Source organism: Pseudoramibacter faecis, from assembly GCF_036289405.1.
GTDB classification, from domain to species: Bacteria; Bacillota; Clostridia; order Eubacteriales; family Eubacteriaceae; genus Pseudoramibacter; species Pseudoramibacter faecis.
This window is the reverse complement of sequence record NZ_JAYFFI010000001.1, coordinates 195,436-219,974: the sequence shown is the minus strand read 5'-3', so window position 1 is coordinate 219,974 and position 24,539 is coordinate 195,436. Positions and strand designations below refer to the sequence as shown.

The 24,539-nt window shown below is 54.2% G+C and carries 20 protein-coding genes; 11 read left to right on the top strand and 9 right to left on the bottom strand.

Translation table 11 applies throughout. The annotated features are described in order from the left end of the window. The first annotated feature begins 18 nt into the window (after positions 1-18). The 6 genes from ftsH to V3C63_RS01010 are packed head-to-tail and all read left to right on the top strand — an operon-like array spanning position 19 to position 6,580. A complete protein-coding gene (gene ftsH / locus V3C63_RS01035; protein WP_425355311.1) occupies positions 19-2,064 on the top strand; it encodes an ATP-dependent zinc metalloprotease FtsH in 2,046 nt (681 codons plus the stop codon). A gap of 54 nt (positions 2,065-2,118) precedes the next feature. Next, positions 2,119-2,532 (top strand): thioesterase family protein, encoded by a 414-nt coding sequence (locus tag V3C63_RS01030; RefSeq protein WP_329885965.1) that lies wholly within the window; start codon positions 2,119-2,121, stop codon positions 2,530-2,532. Between the two features lie 9 nt (positions 2,533-2,541). Next, on the top strand, positions 2,542-3,330 hold the full coding sequence (locus V3C63_RS01025; protein ID WP_329885964.1) for a type III pantothenate kinase: 789 nt from the start codon (positions 2,542-2,544) through the stop codon (positions 3,328-3,330). A gap of 2 nt (positions 3,331-3,332) precedes the next feature. Then, positions 3,333-4,301, top strand: coding sequence for a tRNA dihydrouridine synthase DusB (gene dusB, locus V3C63_RS01020; protein ID WP_329885963.1), 969 nt, complete (start codon positions 3,333-3,335; stop codon positions 4,299-4,301). After that, a complete protein-coding gene (locus V3C63_RS01015; RefSeq protein ID WP_329885962.1) occupies positions 4,294-5,058 on the top strand; it encodes a hypothetical protein in 765 nt (254 codons plus the stop codon). Before dusB ends, V3C63_RS01015 begins: the two co-directional genes overlap by 8 nt. Positions 5,059-5,095: 37 nt before the next feature. Next, positions 5,096-6,580, top strand: a complete 1,485-nt coding sequence (locus V3C63_RS01010) for a UDP-N-acetylmuramoyl-L-alanyl-D-glutamate--2,6-diaminopimelate ligase (protein WP_329885961.1) — start codon at positions 5,096-5,098, stop codon at positions 6,578-6,580. 139 nt (positions 6,581-6,719) lie between these two features. On the opposite strand, the gene V3C63_RS01005 is transcribed toward V3C63_RS01010, so the two are convergent. The 6 genes from V3C63_RS01005 to V3C63_RS00980 form a co-directional block, all read right to left on the bottom strand. Beyond that, positions 6,720-7,919: an ABC transporter permease gene (locus tag V3C63_RS01005; RefSeq protein ID WP_329886257.1), complete on the bottom strand. Its 1,200-nt coding sequence runs from the start codon at positions 7,917-7,919 to the stop codon at positions 6,720-6,722. Further along, the gene (locus V3C63_RS01000) at positions 7,909-8,793 is read right to left on the bottom strand and encodes an ABC transporter ATP-binding protein (protein ID WP_329885960.1); all 885 of its coding nucleotides are present in this window, start codon (positions 8,791-8,793) and stop codon (positions 7,909-7,911) included. The genes V3C63_RS01005 and V3C63_RS01000 overlap by 11 nt, the downstream gene beginning before the upstream one ends. Continuing rightward, positions 8,774-9,532: a hypothetical protein gene (locus tag V3C63_RS00995; protein WP_329885959.1), complete on the bottom strand. Its 759-nt coding sequence runs from the start codon at positions 9,530-9,532 to the stop codon at positions 8,774-8,776. The genes V3C63_RS01000 and V3C63_RS00995 overlap by 20 nt, the downstream gene beginning before the upstream one ends. Next, on the bottom strand, positions 9,529-10,062 hold the full coding sequence (locus tag V3C63_RS00990) for an RNA polymerase sigma factor (protein WP_329885958.1): 534 nt from the start codon (positions 10,060-10,062) through the stop codon (positions 9,529-9,531). Before V3C63_RS00990 ends, V3C63_RS00995 begins: the two co-directional genes overlap by 4 nt. Before the next feature lie 739 nt (positions 10,063-10,801). Next, the gene (locus V3C63_RS00985; protein WP_329885957.1) at positions 10,802-11,248 is read right to left on the bottom strand and encodes an RrF2 family transcriptional regulator; all 447 of its coding nucleotides are present in this window, start codon (positions 11,246-11,248) and stop codon (positions 10,802-10,804) included. Positions 11,249-11,399: 151 nt separating this feature from the next. Then, a complete protein-coding gene (locus tag V3C63_RS00980; RefSeq protein ID WP_329885956.1) occupies positions 11,400-12,290 on the bottom strand; it encodes a DegV family protein in 891 nt (296 codons plus the stop codon). 161 nt (positions 12,291-12,451) lie between these two features. On the opposite strand from V3C63_RS00980, the gene V3C63_RS00975 reads away from it, so the two are divergent. Both V3C63_RS00975 and V3C63_RS00970 read left to right on the top strand, forming a co-directional pair. Beyond that, on the top strand, positions 12,452-14,392 hold the full coding sequence (locus V3C63_RS00975; protein ID WP_329886256.1) for a Tex family protein: 1,941 nt from the start codon (positions 12,452-12,454) through the stop codon (positions 14,390-14,392). Positions 14,393-14,533: 141 nt separating this feature from the next. Further along, complete coding sequence (locus tag V3C63_RS00970; RefSeq protein WP_329885955.1) at positions 14,534-15,013, top strand: CarD family transcriptional regulator; 480 nt, start codon at positions 14,534-14,536, stop codon at positions 15,011-15,013. Between the two features lie 209 nt (positions 15,014-15,222). On the opposite strand, the gene V3C63_RS00965 is transcribed toward V3C63_RS00970, so the two are convergent. Both V3C63_RS00965 and V3C63_RS00960 read right to left on the bottom strand, forming a co-directional pair. Beyond that, positions 15,223-16,509, bottom strand: coding sequence for a zinc-binding dehydrogenase (locus V3C63_RS00965; RefSeq protein WP_329885954.1), 1,287 nt, complete (start codon positions 16,507-16,509; stop codon positions 15,223-15,225). A 122-nt stretch (positions 16,510-16,631) separates the two neighbouring features. Next, positions 16,632-18,533 (bottom strand): PTS mannitol transporter subunit IICBA, encoded by a 1,902-nt coding sequence (locus V3C63_RS00960; RefSeq protein WP_329885953.1) that lies wholly within the window; start codon positions 18,531-18,533, stop codon positions 16,632-16,634. A gap of 286 nt (positions 18,534-18,819) precedes the next feature. On the opposite strand from V3C63_RS00960, the gene V3C63_RS00955 reads away from it, so the two are divergent. Beyond that, positions 18,820-19,596, top strand: a complete 777-nt coding sequence (locus tag V3C63_RS00955; RefSeq protein WP_329885952.1) for a DeoR/GlpR family DNA-binding transcription regulator — start codon at positions 18,820-18,822, stop codon at positions 19,594-19,596. 167 nt (positions 19,597-19,763) lie between these two features. Here V3C63_RS00955 and glmS read toward each other — a convergent pair whose 3' ends face one another. Continuing rightward, a complete protein-coding gene (glmS, locus tag V3C63_RS00950) occupies positions 19,764-21,590 on the bottom strand; it encodes a glutamine--fructose-6-phosphate transaminase (isomerizing) (protein ID WP_329885951.1) in 1,827 nt (608 codons plus the stop codon). Positions 21,591-21,936: 346 nt separating this feature from the next. Between glmS and V3C63_RS00945 the strand changes: the two genes are divergently transcribed. Together V3C63_RS00945 and V3C63_RS00940 are read left to right on the top strand one after the other, a co-directional pair. After that, positions 21,937-23,052: a PIN/TRAM domain-containing protein gene (locus V3C63_RS00945; RefSeq protein ID WP_329885950.1), complete on the top strand. Its 1,116-nt coding sequence runs from the start codon at positions 21,937-21,939 to the stop codon at positions 23,050-23,052. A gap of 67 nt (positions 23,053-23,119) precedes the next feature. Then, positions 23,120-24,523, top strand: coding sequence for an RsmF rRNA methyltransferase first C-terminal domain-containing protein (locus V3C63_RS00940; protein WP_329885949.1), 1,404 nt, complete (start codon positions 23,120-23,122; stop codon positions 24,521-24,523). Positions 24,524-24,539 lie beyond the last annotated feature (16 nt).

Genomic DNA, 24,539 nt, shown 5'->3' with positions numbered 1-24,539 from the left:
GGAAAGGAGCAGATTCATTTGAAGAAATATATTCGAATGATCGGATTTTATTTGTTGATCCTGGTCATCATCATCGCGGCCGTATCTTTTTTAAACCCGATGAAGTCCGAGGTCAAAAATTTGACGTATTCGGAACTGGTGACGAACATCAACAGCAGAAAAGTAGCGGAAATTAAAATCAACGGGACAAAGGCTACCGGGAAATTGACGAGCGGTAAATCTTTTGAAAGCATCGTTCCGGAATATACCATTGATACCATTTTGAGCAATTACATCATCAAGAACCCGAAGATGAAGGTGGAGATCGCCAAGGATCAAAGTTGGTGGGTCTCACTGATCCCTTCGGTCATTCTGGTGGTGCTGCTCGTCGTCTTTTTGGTCATGATGATGCGCCAGGGCGGCGGCAGCGGCAATGTGATGAGCTTTGGCAAAAGCCGGGCCCGGATGCAGTCGCCCTCCGATAAAAAAGCGACCTTTAAGGATGTGGCCGGCGCCGATGAGGAGAAGGAAGAGCTGGCTGAGATCGTCGACTTTCTGAAGGCGCCAGATAGATACCGAAGCCTCGGCGCCCGGGTGCCCAAAGGGGTGTTGCTCGTCGGACCTCCCGGCACCGGTAAAACGCTGCTTGCCCGGGCTGTGGCCGGAGAAGCGGGCGTGCCCTTCTTTATTATCTCCGGTTCGGACTTTGTGGAAATGTTTGTCGGGGTGGGGGCATCCCGCGTGCGGGATCTTTTCGACAGCGCGAAGAAAAGTGCGCCCTGCATCATTTTTATCGACGAGATTGACGCCGTGGGGCGTCATCGGGGCGCGGGCCTCGGCGGCGGCCACGACGAACGGGAACAGACTCTCAACCAGCTTTTGGTGGAAATGGACGGCTTCGGCGTGAACGAAGGTATCATTATCATTGCGGCCACCAACCGCCCGGATATTCTGGATCCGGCGCTCCTAAGACCGGGGCGTTTCGACCGTCAGGTGACCGTCGGCACGCCGGATGTGAAGGGCCGAAAGGAAATCCTCAGCATTTACCGCAAGAACAAACCGCTGGATTCGGCGGTGGATCTGGAAGTGCTTGCCAAAGGCACGCCGGGCTTTACCGGGGCGGATCTTGAAAACCTGATGAACGAGGCGGCGCTTTTGGCCGCCCGCAAAAAGATGCGCATGATCACGATGGCGGAGCTGGAAGAAGCCATCAAGCGCGTCATCGCCGGGCCGGAAAAGAAAAGCCGTGTCGTGGAGGAAAGCGACCAGCGCGTCACGGCCTATCACGAAGCGGGGCATGCCATCGTGATGCGTTATCTGGACAATGGGGAAGAGGTCCACGAGATTTCGATTATTCCCCGGGGGATGGCCGCCGGCTATACGATCTCGCTGCCGACAGACGACAGCCAGCATATGTCCAAGGGCAAGCTGCTCGATAAAATCGCCGGGCTTCTCGGCGGGCGCGCGGCGGAAAAGGTCGCCCTGGAGGATATCTGCACCGGAGCTTCCAACGACATCGAACGCGCGACGGAGATCGCCCGCAAGATGGTCACCGAGTGGGGCATGAGCAAACACCTCGGCCCGATGACCTTCGGCAACAACGACGGCGGGGAAGTTTTCCTCGGCCGGGATCTGGGACGGACTCGCAATTACAGTGAAGAAGTCGCGGCGGTGATCGATAAGGAAATCCGCAATATCGTCGAAACCGCTTACGAACGGGCCTGCCAAATCCTCACCGACAAGCAGGATACGCTGACCGGCGTTGCCGAGCAGCTCCTGAAGGTGAGCACCTTAACCGGCGAGGAATTCGCTCAGATGTACGAGGCGAACGGTGTGCTGCTGCCAAAAGAAGCGGCAGACGCTAAGCCGGACGAATCGGAACGGCCGGCAGCCGATGGATCCGACAATCAAACATCGGACGGACAGACAGCGGCGGCTCTGAAACCGGAAGCCGTTAATCCTGCGACGGAAACGGCTGACGCTTCTGAAACATCCGAAAGTCCGGAAACGGCGAAAGCCGGAGTATCGTCGGAGGTCCCGGTCCAGCCGACAGCCTCTGAAGAAGAAACAAACAGCCCGTCGTAAAGCGACAGCGCCGAGAAACAGCATCCTCAAATCAGAAAGGAATGGAATGCATTCATGACACAAGAACAGATATCCAATAAATTAAGATCCGGCATGGAGATGGAAAAAGACAATACCGTGACCCGGGAGTTGACAGCCCGCGTGGTCGGCAGCGGCGGCTTGGATGTGCTGGCGACGCCGGCACTGGCCGCTTGGATCGAAAATGCCGCTTACGAAATGGCCGATCTTTGGCTGCCGGAAGAAGAGACGACGGTGGGCGCCAACATCAACCTTGATCACATGGCGCCGACGCCGGTGGGGATGAAGGTTCGCGTGAAGGTGCACCTCGACGTCATCGAGGGGCGCAAGCTCGTCTTTAGCATTGAGGCCTACGACACCGTGCAGCAGATTGCCGGCGGCACCCATACCCGCTTTATTGTCAATAAGGCGCGATTCATGCAGAAGGTTCAGGACAAAAAGAACCAATAGGAGTTCAAAATGATATTAGTGGTGGACGTCGGCAATACTAACACAGAGGTTGGTGCCTTTGAAGACGATGAGCTGATTTGCTCCTGGCGGTTGATGACCAAGACGCCGCGCACCTCAGACGAATTTGCCGTGGCTTTCCGCGGGTTCTTTCAAACGGACGATCTGAATGTTCAGGATGTCACGGCGATTGTGGTGGCGTCCGTGGTGCCGAACATCATGCACTCGATGACCAACGGCATTAAAAAAGTGTTTCAGATGGCGCCGATGACGGTCGGCCCGGGCATTAAAACAGGGATGCCCATTTTAACCAGCGATCCCACGGAAGTCGGCGCGGACCGCATTGTCGATGCGGTGGCAGCTTATCAGCTTTACGGGGGGCCGGTGCTCGTGCTGGATTTCGGCACGGCCACGACCTACGATTACGTCAATCGGGACGGGGCCCTTTGTGCCGGCGTGATGACACCGGGCATCCAGATTTCGGCGGACGCATTGTTCCGCAACGCCGCTCAGCTGCCGAGTATCGCCATCCAAAAGCCCAGAAGCATCCTGGCCAAGGACACCGTCACCAATATGCAGGCCGGTTTGGTATACGGCTATATCGGCCAGGTCAGTCACATCATCGGGCAGATGCGCGAGGAGACCGGCGAGCCGGACATGAAGGTCGTCGCCACCGGCGGCTACGGGCGCATGTTTCTTCAGGAGGTGGACGGCATCGATATCTTCGATCCGAAGCTGACCCTCAAAGGGCTGAAGATCATCCACGACAAAAACGCAGATGCCCGAAGAAAACACAGATGAGGATGAACACAACAACAAATCAACAACAGGTGCCGCTGATGCTGGCGCCGCTGGCAGGTTATTCCAACCTGCCTTTTCGTTTAATGGCTAAAAAATACGGCGCCGACGCGGTAACCACCGAGATGATTTCCGCGAAGGGGTTTTTTTACCGCGACAAAAAAACGGCGAAGCTCATGGCGACCTGCCCGGAAGAATCGCCGGCGGGCATCCAGCTTTTCGGCTCGGATCCGGCGATTATCGGGCAGGTGGTGGCCGAGCAGGTAAACGCGACGCCCTTTGCCTTTATCGATTTTAACGCCGGCTGCCCGGCGCCGAAGATCGTAAAAAACGGCGACGGCGCGGCGCTGTTGAGAGATTTGCCCCGGCTCGAGGCCATCGTCCGCCGGATGAAGGCCGTGAGCGCCAAGCCCGTCCACGTGAAGATCCGCCTGGGCTGGGACGCCGGGCATCGGGTGGCGGCAGAGGCGGCCAAGCGCATCGAGGCTGCCGGCGCCGATGTGTTGACGGTGCACGGGCGCACCCGGGAAGCGTTTTATACCGGGACGGCCGATTGGCCGGCCATTGCCGAGGTCAAGGCGGCCGTGAGCCTGCCGGTGATCGCCAACGGTGACATCGACAGCCCTGAGGCCGCGGTGGCGGCCCGTGCGGCGACGGGGGCCGACGGGCTGATGGTGGGGCGCGGCGCCATTGGTAACCCCTTTATTTTCCGGGAAATGAAGCAGGCCCTGGCCGGTGAGGCGGCAACGCCCCCAAGCGCTGACGAAAAGCTTCGGGCCGCCATCGATCACGTGCATTTGGTGACGGCGATGGCCGAACAGGTGGGGCCCATGGTGGAAATGCGCAAACAGCTCGTGGCTTACACCCGGGGGATGCCGGGCTCCGCGGCGCTGCGCCGGCAGATTTTCGCGCTTTCCACAGGAGAGGCGCTGATCGCTTTGCTCGAGACCTATCGCGGAGCGCTTGATGGCTGAGCGGACAAACGATTGGCGGGCGGCGCAGCATTTCCGGCAGGAACGCCTTCCGGACGGGCGGATCATCGGCGTGGTGGACGACCATCAATACGCGATTTTGCTTTGGGCGGCGCTCTGGCAGACGACTCGCACCCCGGCGGTGCTGGTGAGCATCGACTTTCACCCGGATACGGATCCGCCCTTCTGGCTTGCGAGCTACCAGAAGGCCGTCGCGAGAGATCCGACGAACGCCGAGGCGCTCACTCAAAAATACAGCGCCAGACGACTTGCGCAAATCGATCCGGAGGACGGGGGGAGCTTGCTGGCGCAGATGCCGCTCATGCACAACGATGAGCAGATCAACACGGCGATGGCCCTGGGTGTTCTCGCGGATTATCACATGATCAATTGCATGGCGCGCCACGAATACGCCAGCGGCCATCATTATCGGGTGCCCGAAGTGCATTTCGGCGATCTGTCCGACGGGATGTTTGCCGCGGCGGGGTTTGATCTCGATGCCTTGCCCCGAAACCGGCCGCTCATTTTGGACATCGATCTGGATTATTTCCCGGACGCGTCGGGTTTTGCCACGGCGGGGCCCGTGTTTCGCGCGCTGGCTGCCCGGGCGCAAACCTTTTCGATGGCGCGCAGCCGCAGTTATTTTGAATATCTGAAGAGCTCTGAAGCCAAAACCTTCAGTATGGCCGACTGCGAAGCGGCGGGGCTTGCGCTGATCCGCGATGCGGCCGGTGGACGCTCAGACGAAATTAAGGTATAATGGGACTAATTTTAAATTTGACGACGAGGGGGAGAAGATGAATTATCGCGACCTGTTAACAGAAGAGGAAATTTTGGAAGTGCGAAACGGCGATCTTGTCGCGGACATCACCGATGTGGCCTATGACTCGCGCCGGGTGGGGCCGGGGGCCATGTTCGTGGCGATCTTCGGCTTTGCCACCGACGGCCATCGCTTTGTGGAGGCGGCGATCGACCAAGGGGCGGCGGTGATCGTGCATCAGGCTGACCTCGCCCGCTATCACGACGACGTGGTATATCTCAAGGTGACGGACTGCCGCAAACTGCTCGGGCATATCGCCAGCCGGTTCTTTGGACGCCCTTCAGAGAAGATCACCATCACCGGGATCACCGGCACCAACGGCAAGACCAGCTCGACTTATTTTCTCACCGGGATTTTGCGCGCCGCGGGTAAAAAATACGCGCGGATGGGCACCATCGACAACCAAATCGGCGATGCCATTTTGGATAACAAAGGCCGCACCACCTCCGAATCGCGGGACACCCAGGCGTTTATCGCCGAGGCGGTGGCGGCCGGCTGTTCGGATCTGGTGATGGAAGCCTCGTCCCAGGCCCTTGATCTCGACCGCCTGTCGGACGTGCATTTTGATTACGCGATCTTCACGAACCTAACCCAGGACCACCTGGATTACCACAAAACCTTTGAAGCCTATTTTGAGGCCAAGGCGCTGCTCTTCGACCAGACGGAAAAGGCCGCGATCGTGAATAGAGACGATCCTTGGGGCAAAAAGCTCATCAGCCGCATCCATGAGCGCCATCCGGATTTAAAAATTATCACCTACGGCGAAGATCCGGCGGCAGATTACCGGCTTTCGGCCGTCGACTGCACCACCGGCGGCAGCACCTTCACCCTGCAGGCCGGCGATGAAACAGAAACCATTTTTCTGGATGTGCTGGGCCGCTTCATGGTTTATAATGCCGTGGGCACCGTCATCGCCGCCAAAGAACAGGGCATCGGCTGGGCCACCATCAAAGCGGCCCTGGCCGACGCCCCGGTGGTGGAGGGCCGAATGGAGCGCATCAAGACCGATTTGGATTTTGATATCGTTGTGGACTATGCCCACACGCCGGATGCTCTGGAAAATCTCCTTAAAACGGTGAAGGAGCTGGCGCGGGGCCGGGTGATCGCCGTGTTTGGCTGCGGCGGTGACCGCGACCACGGCAAGCGCCCGCTGATGGGAGCAATCGCGGCAAAGGAGGCGGATTTCTCCGTGCTCACCTCGGATAATTCCCGCAGCGAGGATCCGGAGGCCATCCTCGACGATATCGAAGCCGCGGTGCGCCCGATCACAGATCAATACACCCGCATTGCGGACCGGCGGGAGGCGACGGTTTACGCCCTGACCCATGCGGAAAAGGATGACGTGGTGATCTTCGCCGGCAAGGGCCACGAAAAAACGGAGACCAGCCGTAACGGCGTCCGCCCGTATTACGAAAAGGCTGTGATTCTGGACGTGATCGAGCAGGAGCAGATCGGGAAGTGAAGAAGAGAAAGAATGAACGAAAGAAAACCCGGACGGTGTCCGGGTTTTTTGTGTGGCAATGGCTTGACAAATTCATTCTTGTATTCCTGTGTATAGTATCCGAATGTGACAAATAAATGAGACTTGCATTTTCTTATTGTTAAACCGCGACCCTTCGATATGCGTTGTAGGCGAATGGCAGCAGGCACAGGGCAATGACGAGGTAGAGTACTGTGATGAACGGAATCTGGCGAAATGCAATCTCTCCGAATTGGTAAATATACGGAATCCGTGAGCAGTTCATGATGTTGGTTAGCTGATCAGGCGTCAGGCTGAAAAACGTGGTAAACGGCAAAGCCCTTCCGATGAACGGCGAAACGAAGAAAAGCAGGAAGGGCAGGCAGACTGCTAGGTGCATGGAGCGCATTTTCGCGGCAGTCAACATGGTGATCGATGCAGATAGGAGGCTTGCCACATACCCGCATAATAGGATGACACCATAGACCTGGGCATGTGTCAGCACATAGACGCTGTAGGGATAACTCAGTTGATACAACGTGCCGGATCCGCTCGTGCCCATCACGGTAAAACAAATGGCGGACAGTAGAAGGATGCCAATCCAGTACACTATTGTGGCAATGATAAGTCCCGCGAGAATTTTATTTCGGACCGCCGCATTTCTTCCGCAGCGTGAGGTGAAAAATACCGCGTCAGCCTTGCAGCTATACTCTTCGGAGAAGATGCCTGCCGTCAGGAATCCTATAATCACGACGAGAATCAGACTGAATGTCGTTGCGTACAGCATCATCGTGCTCCAGGAGTCTGGTGCTTCATAATTCAGAGGCATCTCAATTTTCTGATATTTCGTTAGTAGAAATTCCTTCCCTTTTGGTGTTTTGCCATATTCCTCTGCGTTCAACTTAAGATTTCGCACATAAGTTTCATAGATAGACTTAATCTGCGAATGGTTCGCGGACAAAATGGCGTAGTCATCCGTATTGTCGCTTCTTTCCCCGTTTAGCATAAGGCTTGCAGAAGACACGATGTCCTCATAGGATTGGATGTCTTTGCCGTATGCCTTATCGGAATCCGTATTGCTTGAAAGTCCGGAAACGGCGTGGTCCGTATCTACGATTTTTGCAATCACATCAGGTGTCAGTTTGCCTTTCCAGCGATTTTTATCCGCTATCAACGATCGGGCAGCGGTCGGCCCTTGATGTGTCACACCGTTTTGGTCGACATAGTTAAAACTTCCAATGGCGAAAGCGCTGAAAACGACCGATAGTAAAAGAATGGCAATGAGCAGAATGCGGTTTAAACGTTTGTATAGAATTTTCCGTATTTCATATTTAAGCATCATGATGGTCACTGCCTTTTTCTCCAAAATAATAAAGAAAAGCATCTTCAAGCGTCGCCGGCTCCGGGACCGCTCCTTTCATTGGCGGCTTACCGGAGAGGATGCGAAGCTCCGCGCCCTGCGGCACCGTTTTGGTATTCGCCACGAGAAAGGACTGCTCACATTTTTTGACCCAGTTTCTCGGAACGATGCACCGCCATACCTTGCCCTCGATTGACGAGAGGATATCTTCCGACGTCCCGGCACAGAAAATTTCACCCTTATTCATCAGAATAATTTTGTTTGCAACAAACTCTACGTCCGAGACGATATGCGTTGATAGAAGGACAAGCCTGTTGCTGCTCAGTTCGCTAATTAGGTTCCGGAAGCGTATCCGTTCGTTCGGGTCCAGTCCGGCAGTCGGCTCGTCCAGAATCAGGATTTTAGGATTGTTCAGTAACGCTTGGGCGATACCGACGCGCCGCACCATCCCGCCGGACAAATTGCGCATTTTTGTTTTTTTCTTGTCTTTCAAGCTGACCTGTTCAAGAAGCATTTCTGCCAGGCTTTTCGCTGTGACCGGCTGCAGTCCCTTGATGGAGGAAATATACATTAGATAGTCCCATACCGTCAGGTCGGGGTAATAGCCAAAATCCTGCGGGAGGTATCCAATGAAACTTCGGTATCTGCTGCCCATTTGGAAGATATCTTTCCCGTCACAGACGACCGATCCGGATGTAGGCCGGACAAGCGTACAGATCATCCGGATCAGCGTAGTTTTTCCAGCACCATTTACGCCAAGCAGGCCGTAGATCCCGGATTTCATTGTCAGGTTCAGCCCGTTTACGGCGGTAACATCACCATATTTTTTTGTAAGGTTATTCAGAGACAATTCCATATGAAGAACTCCTTTCCATGCAATAGTGACAGCTTTTCAAGACATGGTGCAGGGTAAACAACAGGAACAGGCACGAAGCCGTAAGGACACCCGCCCATGAGGGATATAGAATTGCAGAATAAATCTGGTCATCCGCGATGACGGCCCACCAGATGATGGCCCACAGAACGCAAGGGGCAATCACTGTCAGCATATTTCTGCGTTGCAAGCCAAATACGACAAAGCATATTCCTGCCGTAAGGATGATCGGGAGCAGGAATTGAATGGCAAGATCGGCAAAGGCGAATCCGCATATCCCGCATACGCTTCCGCCGAACATGGTCAAAAGAGATGCATCCACCATGCCGAATAAAAGAATTCTTGCCGCATAGACCTGGCGCAGGGAGTAAAAGGATGCGCCTTCCACTTCTAGGCAACGGTTCGTGAGGTTTTTCCAAAGCTCTGGTATCAGAAGGACGACAAACAATGTTGCATACACGCCAAGGCTCCTGCGGATGTAAACCAGATCCGTCTCAGCCGCCAACAGATGCCCGGCGAAGACGAGCAGAGCAAACTGTAGCAACCACCAGCGTTTTTGGATCATGCGGAATTGTCCGAGCAGGAACGCCGGGTAAGACAGAGGTTGTCTGTTTTCTCCTTTTATGAAACTTTCCTTTGATTTTCTAATAGTCTCCCGCACAGTGCTCTCATCTGCGCAGGCGGGAATTCTGCTTTCTTTCAGCATTTTTTCGACGTTCATTCTATACCTCCGTCGTGCAGCATTTTCTCAAGAATTTCCTTACCCCGTTTCAGGCGATACTTTACAAGTGGTTGTCCGATATCGAGGATTTCCGCAATCTCGGAGAGTTTTAAATCCTGATAATAGCGGAGTACAAGCACTTCCGTGAATTCATCTGGCAGTTTCCGGAGATATTCATGAATCGTGATCGCAAGATTTAGATCATCCGGAGGCTGCGCCTCCTGTTCAAGCAGTACCGTGAGACTTTCAGAATTAAAAGGCTGCTCCTTCATCTTTTTGTAATGGTCCCGATATTTGTTTGATGCGATGACATAGAGATAATTTTTTGCTTTTCCCTTGTGTGTGTACTTGCTGAATCGCTCGAAAAATTTCATAAAGGTCTCCTGCGTGAGGTCTTTTGCGGTCTCTTTGTCGCAGCAGTGGTGTAGACAATATCGCAGGATATCAGCGTAATATTTATTTATAAACAGGTCAAATGCGGCGTTATCGCCGTGCCGCATACGCTGTATCAGGATAAAGTCTGCGTCCAATTGATTGACTCCTTCAAACATCTTTCTATAAGATAAAACGACTCAGCGTGGCAAAAAGATAGGATTGGGATAGAAAAATATAAAATTTATGGATCGAGTGCCACTTGCGGGCAAGGAAACGGGATTTATGCAGCAGGTGATAAGGATTCTGTTAATATATTTTATCACGTGCGAGTTAAAGGGGCGAATATCAAAAGATGATAAAACAGCATCAAGGTGATTGCTGACGCTGTAAATACATTTCTTTTCCTAATTTTAGGTCCCTGATTTTCGTTCTTAAAAGTGAACCGGATATCATTTTTGCTCTAGACCGTTACGAATCCCACTACGCCGTGGAAGTGATGTCAGTGATGGTTTTATTCCGGCTTTTCAGAATTGAGAGGTAATTCTCGGCGGACTGGCAGCGGGAGCGCTTGTTGTGAATTTCGGCTGTATCATCTTGAACGCGTCTGGGTTGATGATGGCATCGCGATCCCTTTCGATGTTGTATTAAGGACAGCTGCCTTTGTCGATCATGGTTTTCTTTGCCAGAAAATCGACTGTGTAATTTTTTGCGGTGGGTATCTTTTTGTATTATTCGTTTAAAAGGATCCGCTTAACCGTTTCGGTGTTTCACTTTGTGTTGATGAAGAAGGAGAAGGTTGTAAATTTTATTAATAAAATAATTTAAATTAATGCTTGAAGGTGGATGTATCAAAAAAACCCCCGCCTCCCAATTGGGAAGCGGGGGTTGTCGCGTCTAAATATAAAACATAAAATTATTCTGATTTTTCTGGTTGATATAATCCTCCAGCAAATCGGAGAGCCGGATTTTAACAAGCAGAGTTTTGATGGCAGTGTCCAGCGGGCGAAACACGCCCTCTTGCATCACCGATTCAATGGCCGGCGATTTCTCATCGACGGAGGATTCGGTGGGTTCGAACAGAATCTGCTCCAGCGCCTTTAAAATCTCGTAAACGTTGATTTTCGACGCCGACTTCGCCAGGTGATAGCCGCCCTGAGCTCCTTTGATGGAGGCGACAAGGCCGCCCCGCTTGAGCAGAGAAAAAATTTGTTCTAAATATATTTTGGAGATGCCGAGATTTTCCGCGAGGGTTGCCACAGGGACATGGTGGCCCTCCCGGCTCATCCAGGATAATTCAATCATCGACGCGATGCCGTAACGGCCTTTTGCAGAAATGCGCATAATCTTACCTCTAATAACATATTAATACTATATGCATTATAAAATAGCGATGGGTTTTCGTCAACCATTTATCCGATAAAGATGAAAAAAAGTACAATAAAAAAACGGGGAAATCCCCGTTTGGATGGAAGCTTGCGCAGTGAATATCCCGTTATGGCGTCACGTTGATGTAATTATCGGGCAGCGCATCGAAAAACATAATGCCCAGGCATCTGGGACCGATATGGACGGTTAAGGCCGCGCCAGCACCGGCCTGAGGCACGATAAAGTTCTTCACGCCAAGGTCTTTCGTGAGCACTTTCCGCGCCTTTTCCTGAAGCTCCGGCGCTTTGCTTTCGATAAAGCCGACACATTGATGTTTATCAGGCATTTTTTGGTCGACCAGCTCAAAAAGGCGGCGTTCGGCTTTTTTCTGACCGCGAATTTTTTCATAGGCCAAAATGCGTCCGTCCTGGAAATACAAAATGGGTTTGATCTTGAGCATGTCGCCGATCAGCGCGACATTTTTGCCGACGCGCCCGCCCTTGGCCAGCCATTTGATGTCGCCGACGAGAAAATAAATGTTGACATGGCGCGCGAGAGAGGTCATCGTGTCGACAATCTCTTCAAAAGGGCGTCCCAGTTTGCCGAGCTTGAGCCCCTGGTGCAGGATGAGCATCATGCCCGTGGTGGCGCAGAGGGAATCGACGACGGCAATTTTGCGGTCGGGATAATTTTCTAAAAGCTGGGAGGCGATAAGAGACGCGGTTTGAAAGGTGCCGGACAGGCCACTGGACAGGGCAAGATAGATGATATCGTCGCCGCGCTTAAGATGTTTTTCGAAGGCCTCCTGATAGGCGACGGTCTGCACCTGGGACGTCTTCGGGAATGCGTCCGGATGCGCAGTGACCGCGTCGATGATCATGTCCGGGGTGATGTCGATGCCGTCAAAAAAAGTTTTATCGCCGATGGTGATGGGAATCGGCAGAATTTCAAAAGGATATCGGTGCAGGATGGCTTCATCCACGTCACACATGGAGTCGGTGATGAATTGAATGCCCATTGAAACCTCCTCAATACGTTCGTTAGCGTTAAAATTGATTCTTATTTTATCACGGTGCCTTGATTTTGACAATACGGCTCGGGCCGGACTTTCTTGCGGGTACCGGGGCAAAATGATAAAATAACAGGCACCAAATTTTAAGAGGTGACATTTTGACAGATATGATTCAGACTCTATCCCAGCGGTTTAAGCTCACGCCGGAACTGGCCGCGGCCATCGAAGGCGCCGAGACGCTCCAGGCGGCGGAGGATCTTTACCTGCCCTTTAAGAAAAAGCGCCGGACCCGGGCGATGGCGGCTAAGGAGCAGGGGCTTGCGCCGCTGGCGGCGCGGATGGCCGCCGGCGAAAAGGACGAGGCCCTGGCGGCGGCTGCCGGGCATTTTGTGAATGATGCGGTGGCGGACGCCGAAACGGCCCTGGCCGGCGCCCGGGATATCGTCGCGGAAACGATCGCTGAAAATGCGGGCTACCGCGGCTATATCCGTCGCTATATCGCAGAGAATGCGCGGATTCACACGGCGGTCACCAAAGCCTTTGCCGGGGAAAAAACGCCTTACACCAATTATTACGATCACAGCGAAGGGCTTGGCGCCATGGCGAATCACCGCATTTTGGCCATGAACCGCGCGGAAAAGGAAAAAGTGATCACTGTGAAGGTGGACGCGCTGACGGAGTTCATCCTGCCCTGGCTCATCCATCAGGTAATGCCGAAGGGTGCCGGCTCGGACTGCGGGCATCTGGCCCAGGCCGCGGCCGACGCTTATAAACGGCTGATTTTTCCGGCGGTGGAGCGGGAAATCCGCGCCGGGATGAAGGAGCGGGCCGAAGCGTCGGCCATCCGGGCCTTTGGCATGAATCTTAAGAAGCTGCTGCTGACAAGACCCTTTCGGGAGAAGGTGACCATGGGCTTTGACCCCGGGTATCGCAACGGCTGCAAAATCGCCGTACTCGATCCCATGGGGACTCTTCTGGCCACGGCCAAGGTTTATCCCACCAAGCCCCGGCAGAAAATCGCGGAATCCCGCTGCGTCATCCTGGCGCTGATCGATCGCTATCAGATCGATATGATCGCCATTGGCAACGGCACGGCCTCCCGGGAGAGCGAGCAATTCATCGCCGAAACCCTCAAGGGCTGTCCGCGCAGGGTGCAGTACTGCATCGTCTCCGAGGCGGGGGCGTCGATTTATTCGGCCTCGCCCCTGGCCGCGGCGGAATATCCGGAGGTGGATGTGTCGCTGCGGGGGGCGATTTCCATCGGGGGGCGCCTGCAGGATCCGCTGTCGGAGCTGGTTAAAATCGAGCCGGAGCACATTGGCGTCGGCCAGTATCAGCACGATGTGAATCAAAAAGCCCTTTCCGAGGCGCTGGCCAATGTGGTGGAGGACGCGGTCAACCTGGTGGGCGTCGACATCAACCGCGCTTCGCCGGCATTGCTCAAATATGTGGCGGGCATCACTGGCACCATGGCCGACAACATCGTGGCTTATCGGGAGGCCAATGGCCGATTTGTGAGCCGGAAGGCGGTTTTGAAGGTGAAGGGGCTCGGCCCCAAGGCCTACGAGCAGTGCGCCGGTTTCCTGCGCATCACAGACGGCGAGGATGTGCTGGACAATACCGGCATCCATCCGGAATCCTATCCGGCGGCCCGCGCCCTGATGGACCGGCTTTCCCTGACGCCGGCAGATTTAAAACCGGCGCGCATCCGGGCAACGACAAAAATCCTGCACCGGGTGGACGTGAAAGCCACGGCCCGGGAGCTCGGCATCGGGGAGCCGACCCTGCGGGATATGATTGCGGAGCTGTGCAAGCCGGGCCGTGATCCCCGGGATGAGGCGCCGGCGCCGATCCTCAAGCAGGATGTGCTCAGCCTGAACGACCTGGAGCCGGATATGGCACTCAAGGGCACCGTGCGCAACGTGGTGGATTTCGGCGCTTTTGTGGACATCGGCGTGCATCAGGACGGACTGGTGCATATCTCTCAGATTTCAGATCGCTATATCAAACACCCGGCGGACGTGTTGGCGGTGGGCGATGTGGTGACGGTGAAGGTGCTTTCGGTGGATAAGCCGCGCAGCCGGATCGCGCTGACCATGCTGCTCTGAGCAGCCAAGCGGCACGAGACGGATAAAAAAAGAAATCTTAAAAAGCTTGACAACAGTAAAGTGGTTTTGTAAAATTTAGATTTTACACGCACTCAGCCTTTATGCTATAATGAGAACAGAAATTTGGAGGAGTGCGAGAGGATGTATAATATCGGTGATAAAATCGTTTATCCCATGCATGGGGCCGGTGTGATCAAGAATATTCAGGAAATGGATATTTTCGAGAAAACACAAATGTATTACGAGGTGACCATCGCGGCCGAAGGCATGGAAATTTTAATTCCGGTTGATAAAGCGGAGGAAGTGGGCCTTCGGGAGATTCCGACGCATCAGGATCTGGAAGCCATGCTGCAGGTGCTGAGCCAGCCGGAGGATAAAATGACTTCCAATTGGTCCAAAAGATACCAGGATAATATGGACCAGATGAAGTCCGGCGATATCATTGATGTGGCGAAGGTCACGCGCAATCTCATGCTGCTGGATCGGCGCAAGGGTCTTTCCAGCGGGGATAAAAAAATGCTGATGACGGCCAAAAATTTTTTGATTAGCGAAATGATGCTCATCGACGGCAAAGAAAAAGAAGAAGCCAGTAAAATCATCGAGAAAACCGTGGCGATGTAAATTAAAAATTCAAGACGAACATCTGTACACAGCGCAGGCGGTGGACCTTAGACAAACCGTATCCGAAGAAGTCGGATGCGGTTTTTTCTTTTTTTGACGATGCACGGCGATGCTTGATGCGGGCTTTTTCGACAATGGCAAAAGCCCGTGAAATCACGGGCTTTGCAAAATTGAGGGATTAAATGATCATGATTGGATGCTAAATTTTCTCATTTATCTTCGCCGAAGATCTTCACACCGAAATGCTTGAAGATCATGCGTTCGGCTTCCGGATTCCACAGACCGCGGTGTGCCTTGCAGCAGGCATCCAGTTCTTTGAAGAAGGGGTCTTTTTTGCCGAGTTTGCCGAAATCTTCAATGGCGGTCATCGGCATGTCGAACTGCGTGTAAGCCAACTTTTTGCCGCCCGGGATATCCGGCAGGTTCATTGTCGTTTCCGCGATAGAATCAATGCCGCCGACATGGGTGACCATGATGGCCGGATCGATGATGTCTTTGGCGGCGAGATCGTTCGCTTCAATCATGTCGTCGTTATTGCCGCCGGTGGTGCCCATGATGTGGGTGGCGTTGTAATGGCAGTCGTAGAGATTGACCGTCGCGGAAAAGGTCTTATCCTGCGGGCCGGAGAAGAAGTTCATGCAGCCGTCATAGGCGAGCACGGCATTGCAGAGCGTGGCGACCGCCGGAATCGGCACATAGATAAACGCGTCGTCGTAGCCGTGGCCTTCGGAGATGTCCATCAGGCCTTTTTTGGGGTCGTTCATCTTTGCGGTGTTGACGTAAACCAGCTCGACGCCGTTTTCCGCCGCCTTTTCCGCCGGCATGACTTCCTTGGCGCGGGCGATTTTCGCATCGTCCACATCGGTGACCACGATGCGCTTCGGATGGTACTGGCAGACCGTGCCGTATGCCACAGCGCCAAGGCCCATCGGTCCGCAGCCGCCCATGATGATGACGTTGCCGTTTTCCTTCAGACCCATCTCGTGGTGGTAGTTCGCCTGCTTCGTGTGATACATGGCGTGGAAAGCGCCGATGGAACAGGACAGCGGTTCGCCGAGGGACGCCTTGTAGAAGCTGTCGCCGTCAAAGGGCATGAGCGCGCCGACTTCCATCGCTTCGGGCGGGAAGATGCAGTATTCGGTATCGCCGCCGAAAAATTCGTAGGAGTAGCCCGGAGAATCCATGCTGCCCTTGTAGTTTAAGGCCGGCTGCTGGGCGAAGCGCATGCCCGGCTTGAACTGATCCTGCCATTTTTTTCCGACCTTGACGATGACGCCGGCAAATTCGTGGCCCATGATGACCGGATGGGTCTCGACGTTTTGCGGGCAGCGTTTGTGATTTTTGCCCTGTTTGGCCAGTTTATAGGTCGACATGCAGATGCTGTCGCTGTAAATTTTCGCTAAGATTTCATCGTCCTTGATTTCCGGCAGCTCGAATTCTTCCAGCCGCAAATCCATCGTACCGTAAAGTCTGACCGCTTTGGTTTTCTGTCCCATGATTCATCCTTCTTTCTTAATTCTTTAAAACGCTTTTGATTGATTTTGTTCGCGCCTTGCGGCTGGCGGGGAAGCCGCAGCGGCAATGAATGGCGCGGATCGCTTTCGCGTTCGGCATTCAGTTATTTAAACAAATCGTACACGTCGTCAACGCCCATCGCCAGGATTTTGTCGACGGCTTCCTCGGTGCTGCAGGCCGCTGCGATTTTGGCCAGCTTGTCGACGTGTTCATCGCCGACCGATGCGATCCCGATGACGAGTTTGACGTTCTGGCCGTCGCCCCAATCCACGCCGTCCGGATAGGAGAAGATGACGAGGCCGGAATTCAGGATTTCGCCGGTCATGCCTTCGATGCCGTGGGGAATCGCGAGGTTGTTGCCGATGGCCGTGTTAAAGACTTTTTCTTTTTCGAGCATGGCCTCGGTGTATTTTTCGGTGGTGTAGCCGCCGTCGTAAAACACTTTTCCGATGTCGCGAATGATGGCTTCTTTTGTCTGGGCCGGGCGATTGAGGCGGATGTTCTTTTTGATCAGCACGCCGCCTTTGTAATCTTCGTGATCCGCTTGCGCATCATCGTTCGCTTCGGTCTGTTTTGCCGGATTTTCTGCTGCCGGCTGATTGTCGCTCGGCCGGTTTTTGCGGGACTGGATGATTTCCGCGATGACTGCGTCGTATTCCGGCGCGTTCATGAAATTCGTGATGGTGACGAGCCTGGCCTGCGGTGCGCTCTTGACGGCGCGCTCTGCAAGATCCTTGTGGCAGATGATGAACTTGGCGCCGTCCGGAATTTCAGAAACCGACGAATGCGTGACCTGGATATTGCCGAAGCCCGCTTCTTCAAGCTTGCGCTGCATCACCGCCGCTCCCATGGCCGAAGAACCCATGCCGGCGTCGCAAGCGAATACGATCTGATCCAGCGTTCTTAGATCGACGTCCGCGCCTTCCGGCATGAGGCCCTTGGCAGAGGCCTTCATATCGCTCATCTGGTCTTTCGCTTCGTCGAGGCTGCCCTTAGCGCTGGTAAGCCGGATAATCGGCGTCGCAATGGCAAACGAGACGGCCGCCGCAATGACAGCCGAAAGCAGGACCGCAAAGGTGGATCCCTTCGGCGCCATGCCGACGAATGCGATGATAGAACCCGGTGAGGCCGGCCCGTTTAAACCGAGGTGAAACAAAGTGTTGTATATCATTGCCGCGAAGCTGCCGCCGATGGTTGCCAGCAGTAGAATCGGGTTCATCAGGATGTATGGGAATGAGATTTCGTGAATTCCGCCGAGCAGGTGAACAATCAACGCGCCCGGTGCGGAATCTTTTGTCGCCTTGTCTTTCGAGAAGAGCCAGTAGGCGAGAAGCACGCCGGTGCCCGGGCCCGGATTGGTTTCGATCATGTAGAAAATCGACTTGCCGGCCGCCTTGACTTCCTCCGCGCCGAGCGGGGTGAAGATGCCGTGGTTGATCGCGTTGTTTAAGAACAAAACCTTTGCCGGTTCAACGAAAACCGAAACGAGCGGCAGCAGGCTGTGTTTGACGAGCACGTCGGCACCGGCCTGCAAAATGGCAAGGAGTCCCGCCATAACCGGTCCGAAAATATAGTAGCCGGCAATCGCAAGCAGCATCCCGATAATGCCGACCGAGAAGTTGTTGACGAGCATTTCAAAGCCCGGTTTGATTTTACCGTCGACCGCTCGATCGAATTGTTTGATGATCCAGCCGGCGAGCGGCCCCATGACCATCGCGCCCATGAGCATGGTCGTGTCCGGATTGGACTGGATCACGCCCATCGTGGCAATCGCGCCCATGACCGCGCCGCGCTGTCCGCCGACCATTTTGCCGCCGGTATACGCGATGAGAAGCGGCAGTGCGTAGCTTAAAAACGGTCCGACGATGGTATTTAACAGCTTATTCGGCAGCCAGCCCGTGTCAATAAACAGCGCTGCCATTAACCCCCATGCGATAAAGGCACCGATATTCGGCATCACCATGCCGGATAAAAATCTTCCGAACGATTGCACTTTCTCTTTCATCAGTTATCCTCCTGCTCTGATATAAAAGATTTTACACAAGATGCCTTAACCCGCAACCTTTCTGATCGTTTTTGGTTGCGCTTTGTTGCTTTTGGGTATAATATAGCATGGTGTTGATTGGGCGTCAAGCGTTTTCCGAAAAAAATTCAAAATTTTTTCTTGCGGTTTATTGGGATTATGCTAAAATAGCGTTGTTATTAAATCAAAAAAGCGATGGATCCAATGAATCGCAAGTTGAACGGTTCATCCTCAGATGCATGACGAACGATAGAAAGTGAGCAGTCATATGGCAAATTTAACCGCGGACCGACGCAACCGCATGGCGCAGATTTTAATCCGGGAAGGCAGCGTCAAAGTCGGCGAAATGGCCGAGCACTTTGGCGTGTCAACCGAAACGATCCGCAAGGACATTATTTATTTGGAAGAAATGGGCATCGCCGAGAAAAATTACGGCGGTGCCATTCCAAAGATCGGCGCGGTGGAAAAACCGCTCAACGAAAAAGAATGGGTCCACGCGGAGGAAAAAGCGGAAATCGCCGCGAAAGCGATGAGCCTCATTCACAAACACGACGTGATCCTGCTCGACGCCGGCAGCACGACCAGCGCCATCGCCAAACAGCTCACCATCAAACAGGGGCTGACCATCATCACGAATTCCCTCGACGCGGCGACGCTGCTGTCTGAATCCGAGCATCAGGTTTTTCTCTGCGGCGGTAAAATTCGAAGAAGCTCCCACGCGCTGATCGGCGGCTGGGTGCTCGACCGATTTAAAAACATCTGCGCGGATATCGCGTTTCTGGGTTCGGACGGGTTCAAACACCAGAACGGCCCGACGACCGTCTCCTATGACGAGTCGAGCGTGAAGGCCTGGATGCTGCACGCGGCGAAGAGGACCTACGTCGTCGCGGACAGCACCAAATGCACGACGACCGCCCAGTTTTCCTATGCGGACTGGCGGGACGTCGACGGTATTATCACCGCCGGCTATCATGTCGAGACCCTGCGCGCGATCGTGGAAGATGCGGCGCAGGTCATCGACGCGACGGCGAAAAAGCCGGAGTAACGCCAATATCATTAAAAAAATAAATGCTATCCCGTCATTTGACGGGATAGCATTTTTGTTATTCGCGGCTTGCTGCCAGCTGTTCTTGCTCGATGTTACCGGCTAATCACGGGATAACGGCAGCTGAGGTGCGTTGGGCTGATCGCTGACGCCATCAGAATGCGCCGTCATTCAACCGTCACGCTTTTGGCCAAATTTTTCGGTTTATCCACGTCGCAGCCGCGCGCCACGGCGAGATAATAGGCGAACAGCTGAAGATAAACCACCGCATTCATGGCGGCGATGTCTTCCTGCTCGTCGGGAATGAAGAAAGCCTCGTCGACTTCGGACGCGAGCTCCTGATGATGTGCCTGCGCAATCGCCAGCACGTACGCGCCGCGGGATTTGACTTCCTTGATGTTTGACAGCGTCTTTTCAAACACGTCGTCTTGTGTGCACAGCGCGATGATGAGCGTCCCCGGCTCGATCAGCGCAATCGGACCGTGTTTGAGTTCGCCGGCCTGATAGGCATCCGAATGAATATAAGACACTTCTTTCATCTTCAGCGATCCCTCCATGCAGGTGATGGCGTCGATGCCGCGGCCGATGAAGTAGGCATCGTGTACCTTGAAGTGCTGGAGCGCCAGTTCTTTCAAACGGTCCGGCTGCTTGAGCGTCTGTTCGATGCGTGCCGGGGCATCGCTGAAGGCTTTGGCCAATGCCGCGTATTTTTCATCGGAAAGGGTGCCCGTCAGGCGGCTGATATGCAGCGCAAACATCAGCATGCAGGCGATCTGTGTGACGTAGGCCTTGGTTGAAGCCACCGCGATTTCCGGGCCTGCATTCGTGTAGAGCACGTCGCTGGCTTCTCTGGCGACGGACGAGCCGACCACATTGGTCACCGCGACGACGCGGGCGCCGGCAGTCTTCGCCAGGCGAATGGCCGCAAGCGTGTCGGCCGTTTCGCCGGACTGCGAGAGCACAATGAGCATCGTGCGGTCTGTGACAATCGGATGTTTATAGCGGTATTCGCTGCCCGTTTCCGCTTCCACCGGAATGCGCGCGTATTTTTCAATATAATATTTGCCGATGAGGCCGGCGTGGTATGCGGTGCCGCAGGCGACAATCTGAATGTGGTCAATATTTTCCAGATCTTCTTTTGTGATCATCACGTCGTCGAGTTGAATGTGATCCATCAACAGGCGGCCGGTCAGGCAGTCGCGGATCGCCTTCGGCTGTTCGTTGATTTCCTTGAGCATGAAATGCGCGTAGCCGCCTTTTTCCGCATCCCCCGGTTCCCAGGTCACTTTGAAGATCTGCTTGCCGACCGTTTCGCCATAGCGGTCGACGACCCGGATGTCGTCCTTCGTCAAAACCGCGATTTCATCGTCGTCTAATAAATAAACGTCGCGCGTTTTATCGAGAATCGCCGGAATATCCGACGCGATGAAGTTCTCGCCTTCCCCGAGTCCGACGATGAGCGGGCTGTTTTTGCGCACGGCGATGATTTTGTCCGGCTCGTCCGCGCACATAATGCCCAGGGAATACGACCCCTTCATTTCCTTCACAGCTTTGACCACTGCGTCGACAAGATTCCCGTCGTACAGCAAGCCCAGCAGATGAGCGATCACTTCGGTATCGGTATCCGACACAAAGCGATGGCCCGCTGCGATGAGTTTTTCTTTTAATTCAATGTAGTTTTCGATAATGCCGTTGTGCACAACCGCGATTTTCCCGTCATTGGCCAGGTGGGGATGGGCGTTGGCGTCCGACGGTTCGCCGTGGGTCGCCCAGCGCGTATGGCCGATACCGGCCGTTCCGCGCAGCGGATGGTCTTTCAGGACCGCTTCAAGATTCGACAACCGCCCTTTTTTCTTTTCAACCTGAATTTGATGGTCGTCATTCAAGACGGCAACGCCCGCGGAATCGTAACCGCGGTATTCGAGCTTTGCCAGGCCGGAGGTTAAAATACTTTGCGCCTGTTTGTCACCGATATATCCAACAATACCACACATGGTTTTACCTGCTTTCTTTATAATAACCTGCTCATGATGCACAATTTTTATTCGAGATTATTATAATCGTTCCGCAATAAAACGCAAGCTGTTTATTATAAAATCCCAAAAAATATGGTATTTAATATTTCGATTTCAAGGCATTCAGAAGTTATTAATTCCCGGCCAGGCTTATTGGTGCGGCAGCGATTCGGCCGCAATGTGTTTGCCGGACCGCGCCGCCGCAGAGATGGACGCTCGGCACATCCTTCACGCAGGGCCTGGACAAATAAATCATACAAAAGTGGCGAGGCCTTTGAAGGCATGTTATAATAAAAATGAGCATTCTATGAAAGGAGGTGAAATCATGCTGCACAAAGTTTTAAAAGGGATTTGCACGCTATTCGGAATGATTATCGGCTATGTGCTGGGAAACGCGGCGATTGTGCACCGCTGGCTGCCGCAAAAAATGGCGACGACGGATATGCATCGCTGGCTTGTGACGATCGGCGCTGTTGCTATTTTTGGCCTCATTTTTTATTTTATTTTTTCGCTGATTGTCAAAATGGGCAAAGCCATTTCAAAAGCGGTCGAGAAAAGTCTGGAAGAAGTGCGAATGGCAGATGTCGTGCTCGGGATCGGCGGGCTTGTGATCGGTTTGCTCATCGCGATGCTCATCTCGGTGCCCATCGCGCAAATTCCCGTCAAATGGCTGGCCAGCGTGCTGACCGTCGTGGTTTACGTGCTGATGGCCTATCTTGGGGTGGCGATTCCCGTGCGCAAGCGCGACGAATTTATCGACGCTTTTCGGCAGATGCGAAGCGTCAATGTGGGCAGCAGTCTCACGCGCAAACTCAGCCGCAGAAAAACCAATGCTCTGGAACCGGAAATTAAAATTCTGGATACGTCGGTGATCATCGACGGCCGGATTTATGACATCATGCGTTCCGGTTTCTTGGAAGGGCCGGTGATCGTGCCGGTGTTTGTGCTGGCGGAGCTGCAGCTTTTGGCGGATAACGGCGACGATCTGAAGCGCGCCCGGGGCCGCCGCGGTCTCGACATTGTCAAAAAGATGCAAAACGAATTTGACGAGATGATCCGCGTTTCTGAAGAGGATTACGACGACCTGACCGGCGTGGACGATAAATTGGTCTGCATGGGCAAGGAAAAGAAGTATAAGATTCTCACCAACGATTACAACCTCAACAAGGTGGCGACGGTCCGCGGCGTTCAGGTGCTCAACATTAACGAGTTGGCCAATGCGGTGAAGCCGGTGGTGCTTCCCGGCGAAGCCATGCAGGTCCATCCGGTTAAAAACGGAAAGGAAAGCGGTCAGGCTGTGGCCTACTTGGACGACGGCACGATGATCGTCGTGGAAAACGGCAAACGTCACATCGGCGAGCACATTGCCGTGACCGTCACCAGTGTGCTGCAAACGGCTGCCGGTCGTATGATTTTTGCCAAACCCAGCAAAGACGTTTAACGGCTTTGCCGGGTATTCAAAAAGCCGCTTGCCGGCTTTTTTTAAATCCGAAAGACAGGAGAACGCCATGAATTTACCGGAAGCTTTTGCTGATAAAATGCGCGGGTTGATGGGGCCGGAAGCCTTTGCTGCCTTGGCTGACAGCTATAATCGTCCCGCCTATAAAGGCATTCGGACCAATACGCTCAAGGCGGACAACGGGCGAATGCGGTCGCTTTTCCCCTTTGAAACGGAGGCCGTTCCCTGGTGTCCCACCGGGTTTTATATCGGTGGCGATGTGCGCCCCGGCAAGCAGGTAGGCTATTATGCAGGACTTTATTATGTGCAGGAGCCCACGGCCATGGCCCCGGCGGAGGCCCTGGGAGCAGAGCCAGGCGATCGGGTGCTGGATCTATGCGCGGCGCCGGGGGGAAAGAGCACCCAGCTGGCCTGCAAGCTTGCTGGGCGCGGCGTGCTTGTTTCCAACGAGATTGTTAAAAACCGCAGTGCCGTGCTGGCATCCAATATGGAGCGCATGGGCATTGCTAACAGCGTGATTTTAAGTGCCGCACCGGATAAATTGGTGGCGGGCTTTGCCGGATATTTTAATAAAATTCTGGTGGATGCGCCGTGTTCCGGCGAGGGAATGTTTCGCAAGGATCCCGCCGTGCTCACCGAGTGGCGGCCCGAGCGGGTGACCCAATGCGCGGCCAGACAATGGGAGATCCTCAAAACGGTGGATCAGCTGCTGGCTCCCGGCGGGGAGCTAGTTTATTCGACCTGCACCTTTTCTCCGGAAGAGAATGAGCAGATCGTCGAGCGGCTGATCGCGACGGATCGTTACGAAGTGGTGCCGCTGGCGTTGCCAGAACTGACGGATCACGGCCGGCCGGAATGGACGGCGACCGGCGAGGGGCAGGTGGCTGGCACCCTGCGCATCATGCCGAATCACGCGGCAGGAGAGGGGCACTTTGTGGCCAAGATGCGCAAGCTTCGCGACGCGGAAAATGCCGCCGTGCCCGTTCTCAGAAACAAAAATAAGAAGCGGCGGTCCATTTGGACACGGCCGGCCAAAAAAGAACGAGCCGATTTTCATCGGTTTTTAAAAGAAACAGCGCTGTCTCTTCCGGAGAGGGATCTCTGGCAGGTGGGAGATAAGCTTTTTGCCGCGCCGGAGGGACTTGCACCGCGGCCGCTCGAGGGCCTTAAAATGCTGCGCTTCGGGCTTCCGCTGGGCATTTTTAAAACCGGCCGCTTCGAGCCGGCCCATGCCTTGGCGATGGCGCTGATGCCCGAAAACGGAGGCCGGCGCCACGAAGTGACAAGCGCCGACGAGGCCTTTGCATATCTGAAGGGAGCACCGCTGCGCTGCGCGGGCTTCGAGGGCTGGACGGCGGTCACCTGGCAGGGATATCCCCTCGGCTGGGGCAAGGCCAGCGATGGCGTCATCAAAAACCATTATCCTAAGGGTCTGCGGATCATGAAAAAATAGCGCGGAGCGCGGCGCG

Bases quoted from the DNA above. Each gene is read 5' to 3' on its own strand.
- V3C63_RS01030 (WP_329885965.1), top strand. From the start codon at position 2,119: ATGACACAAGAACAGATATCCAATAAATTAAGATCCGGCATGGAGATG.
- V3C63_RS01025 (WP_329885964.1), top strand. From the start codon at position 2,542: ATGATATTAGTGGTGGACGTCGGCAATACTAACACAGAGGTTGGTGCC.
- dusB (WP_329885963.1), top strand. From the start codon at position 3,333: ATGAACACAACAACAAATCAACAACAGGTGCCGCTGATGCTGGCGCCG.
- V3C63_RS01015 (WP_329885962.1), top strand. From the start codon at position 4,294: ATGGCTGAGCGGACAAACGATTGGCGGGCGGCGCAGCATTTCCGGCAG.
- V3C63_RS01010 (WP_329885961.1), top strand. From the start codon at position 5,096: ATGAATTATCGCGACCTGTTAACAGAAGAGGAAATTTTGGAAGTGCGA.
- V3C63_RS01005 (WP_329886257.1), bottom strand. From the start codon at position 7,919: ATGATGCTTAAATATGAAATACGGAAAATTCTATACAAACGTTTAAAC.
- V3C63_RS01000 (WP_329885960.1), bottom strand. From the start codon at position 8,793: ATGGAATTGTCTCTGAATAACCTTACAAAAAAATATGGTGATGTTACC.
- V3C63_RS00995 (WP_329885959.1), bottom strand. From the start codon at position 9,532: ATGAACGTCGAAAAAATGCTGAAAGAAAGCAGAATTCCCGCCTGCGCA.
- V3C63_RS00985 (WP_329885957.1), bottom strand. From the start codon at position 11,248: ATGCGCATTTCTGCAAAAGGCCGTTACGGCATCGCGTCGATGATTGAA.
- V3C63_RS00980 (WP_329885956.1), bottom strand. From the start codon at position 12,290: ATGGGCATTCAATTCATCACCGACTCCATGTGTGACGTGGATGAAGCC.
- V3C63_RS00975 (WP_329886256.1), top strand. From the start codon at position 12,452: ATGATTCAGACTCTATCCCAGCGGTTTAAGCTCACGCCGGAACTGGCC.
- V3C63_RS00970 (WP_329885955.1), top strand. From the start codon at position 14,534: ATGTATAATATCGGTGATAAAATCGTTTATCCCATGCATGGGGCCGGT.
- V3C63_RS00965 (WP_329885954.1), bottom strand. From the start codon at position 16,509: ATGGGACAGAAAACCAAAGCGGTCAGACTTTACGGTACGATGGATTTG.
- V3C63_RS00960 (WP_329885953.1), bottom strand. From the start codon at position 18,533: ATGAAAGAGAAAGTGCAATCGTTCGGAAGATTTTTATCCGGCATGGTG.
- V3C63_RS00955 (WP_329885952.1), top strand. From the start codon at position 18,820: ATGGCAAATTTAACCGCGGACCGACGCAACCGCATGGCGCAGATTTTA.
- glmS (WP_329885951.1), bottom strand. From the start codon at position 21,590: ATGTGTGGTATTGTTGGATATATCGGTGACAAACAGGCGCAAAGTATT.
- V3C63_RS00945 (WP_329885950.1), top strand. From the start codon at position 21,937: ATGCTGCACAAAGTTTTAAAAGGGATTTGCACGCTATTCGGAATGATT.
- V3C63_RS00940 (WP_329885949.1), top strand. From the start codon at position 23,120: ATGAATTTACCGGAAGCTTTTGCTGATAAAATGCGCGGGTTGATGGGG.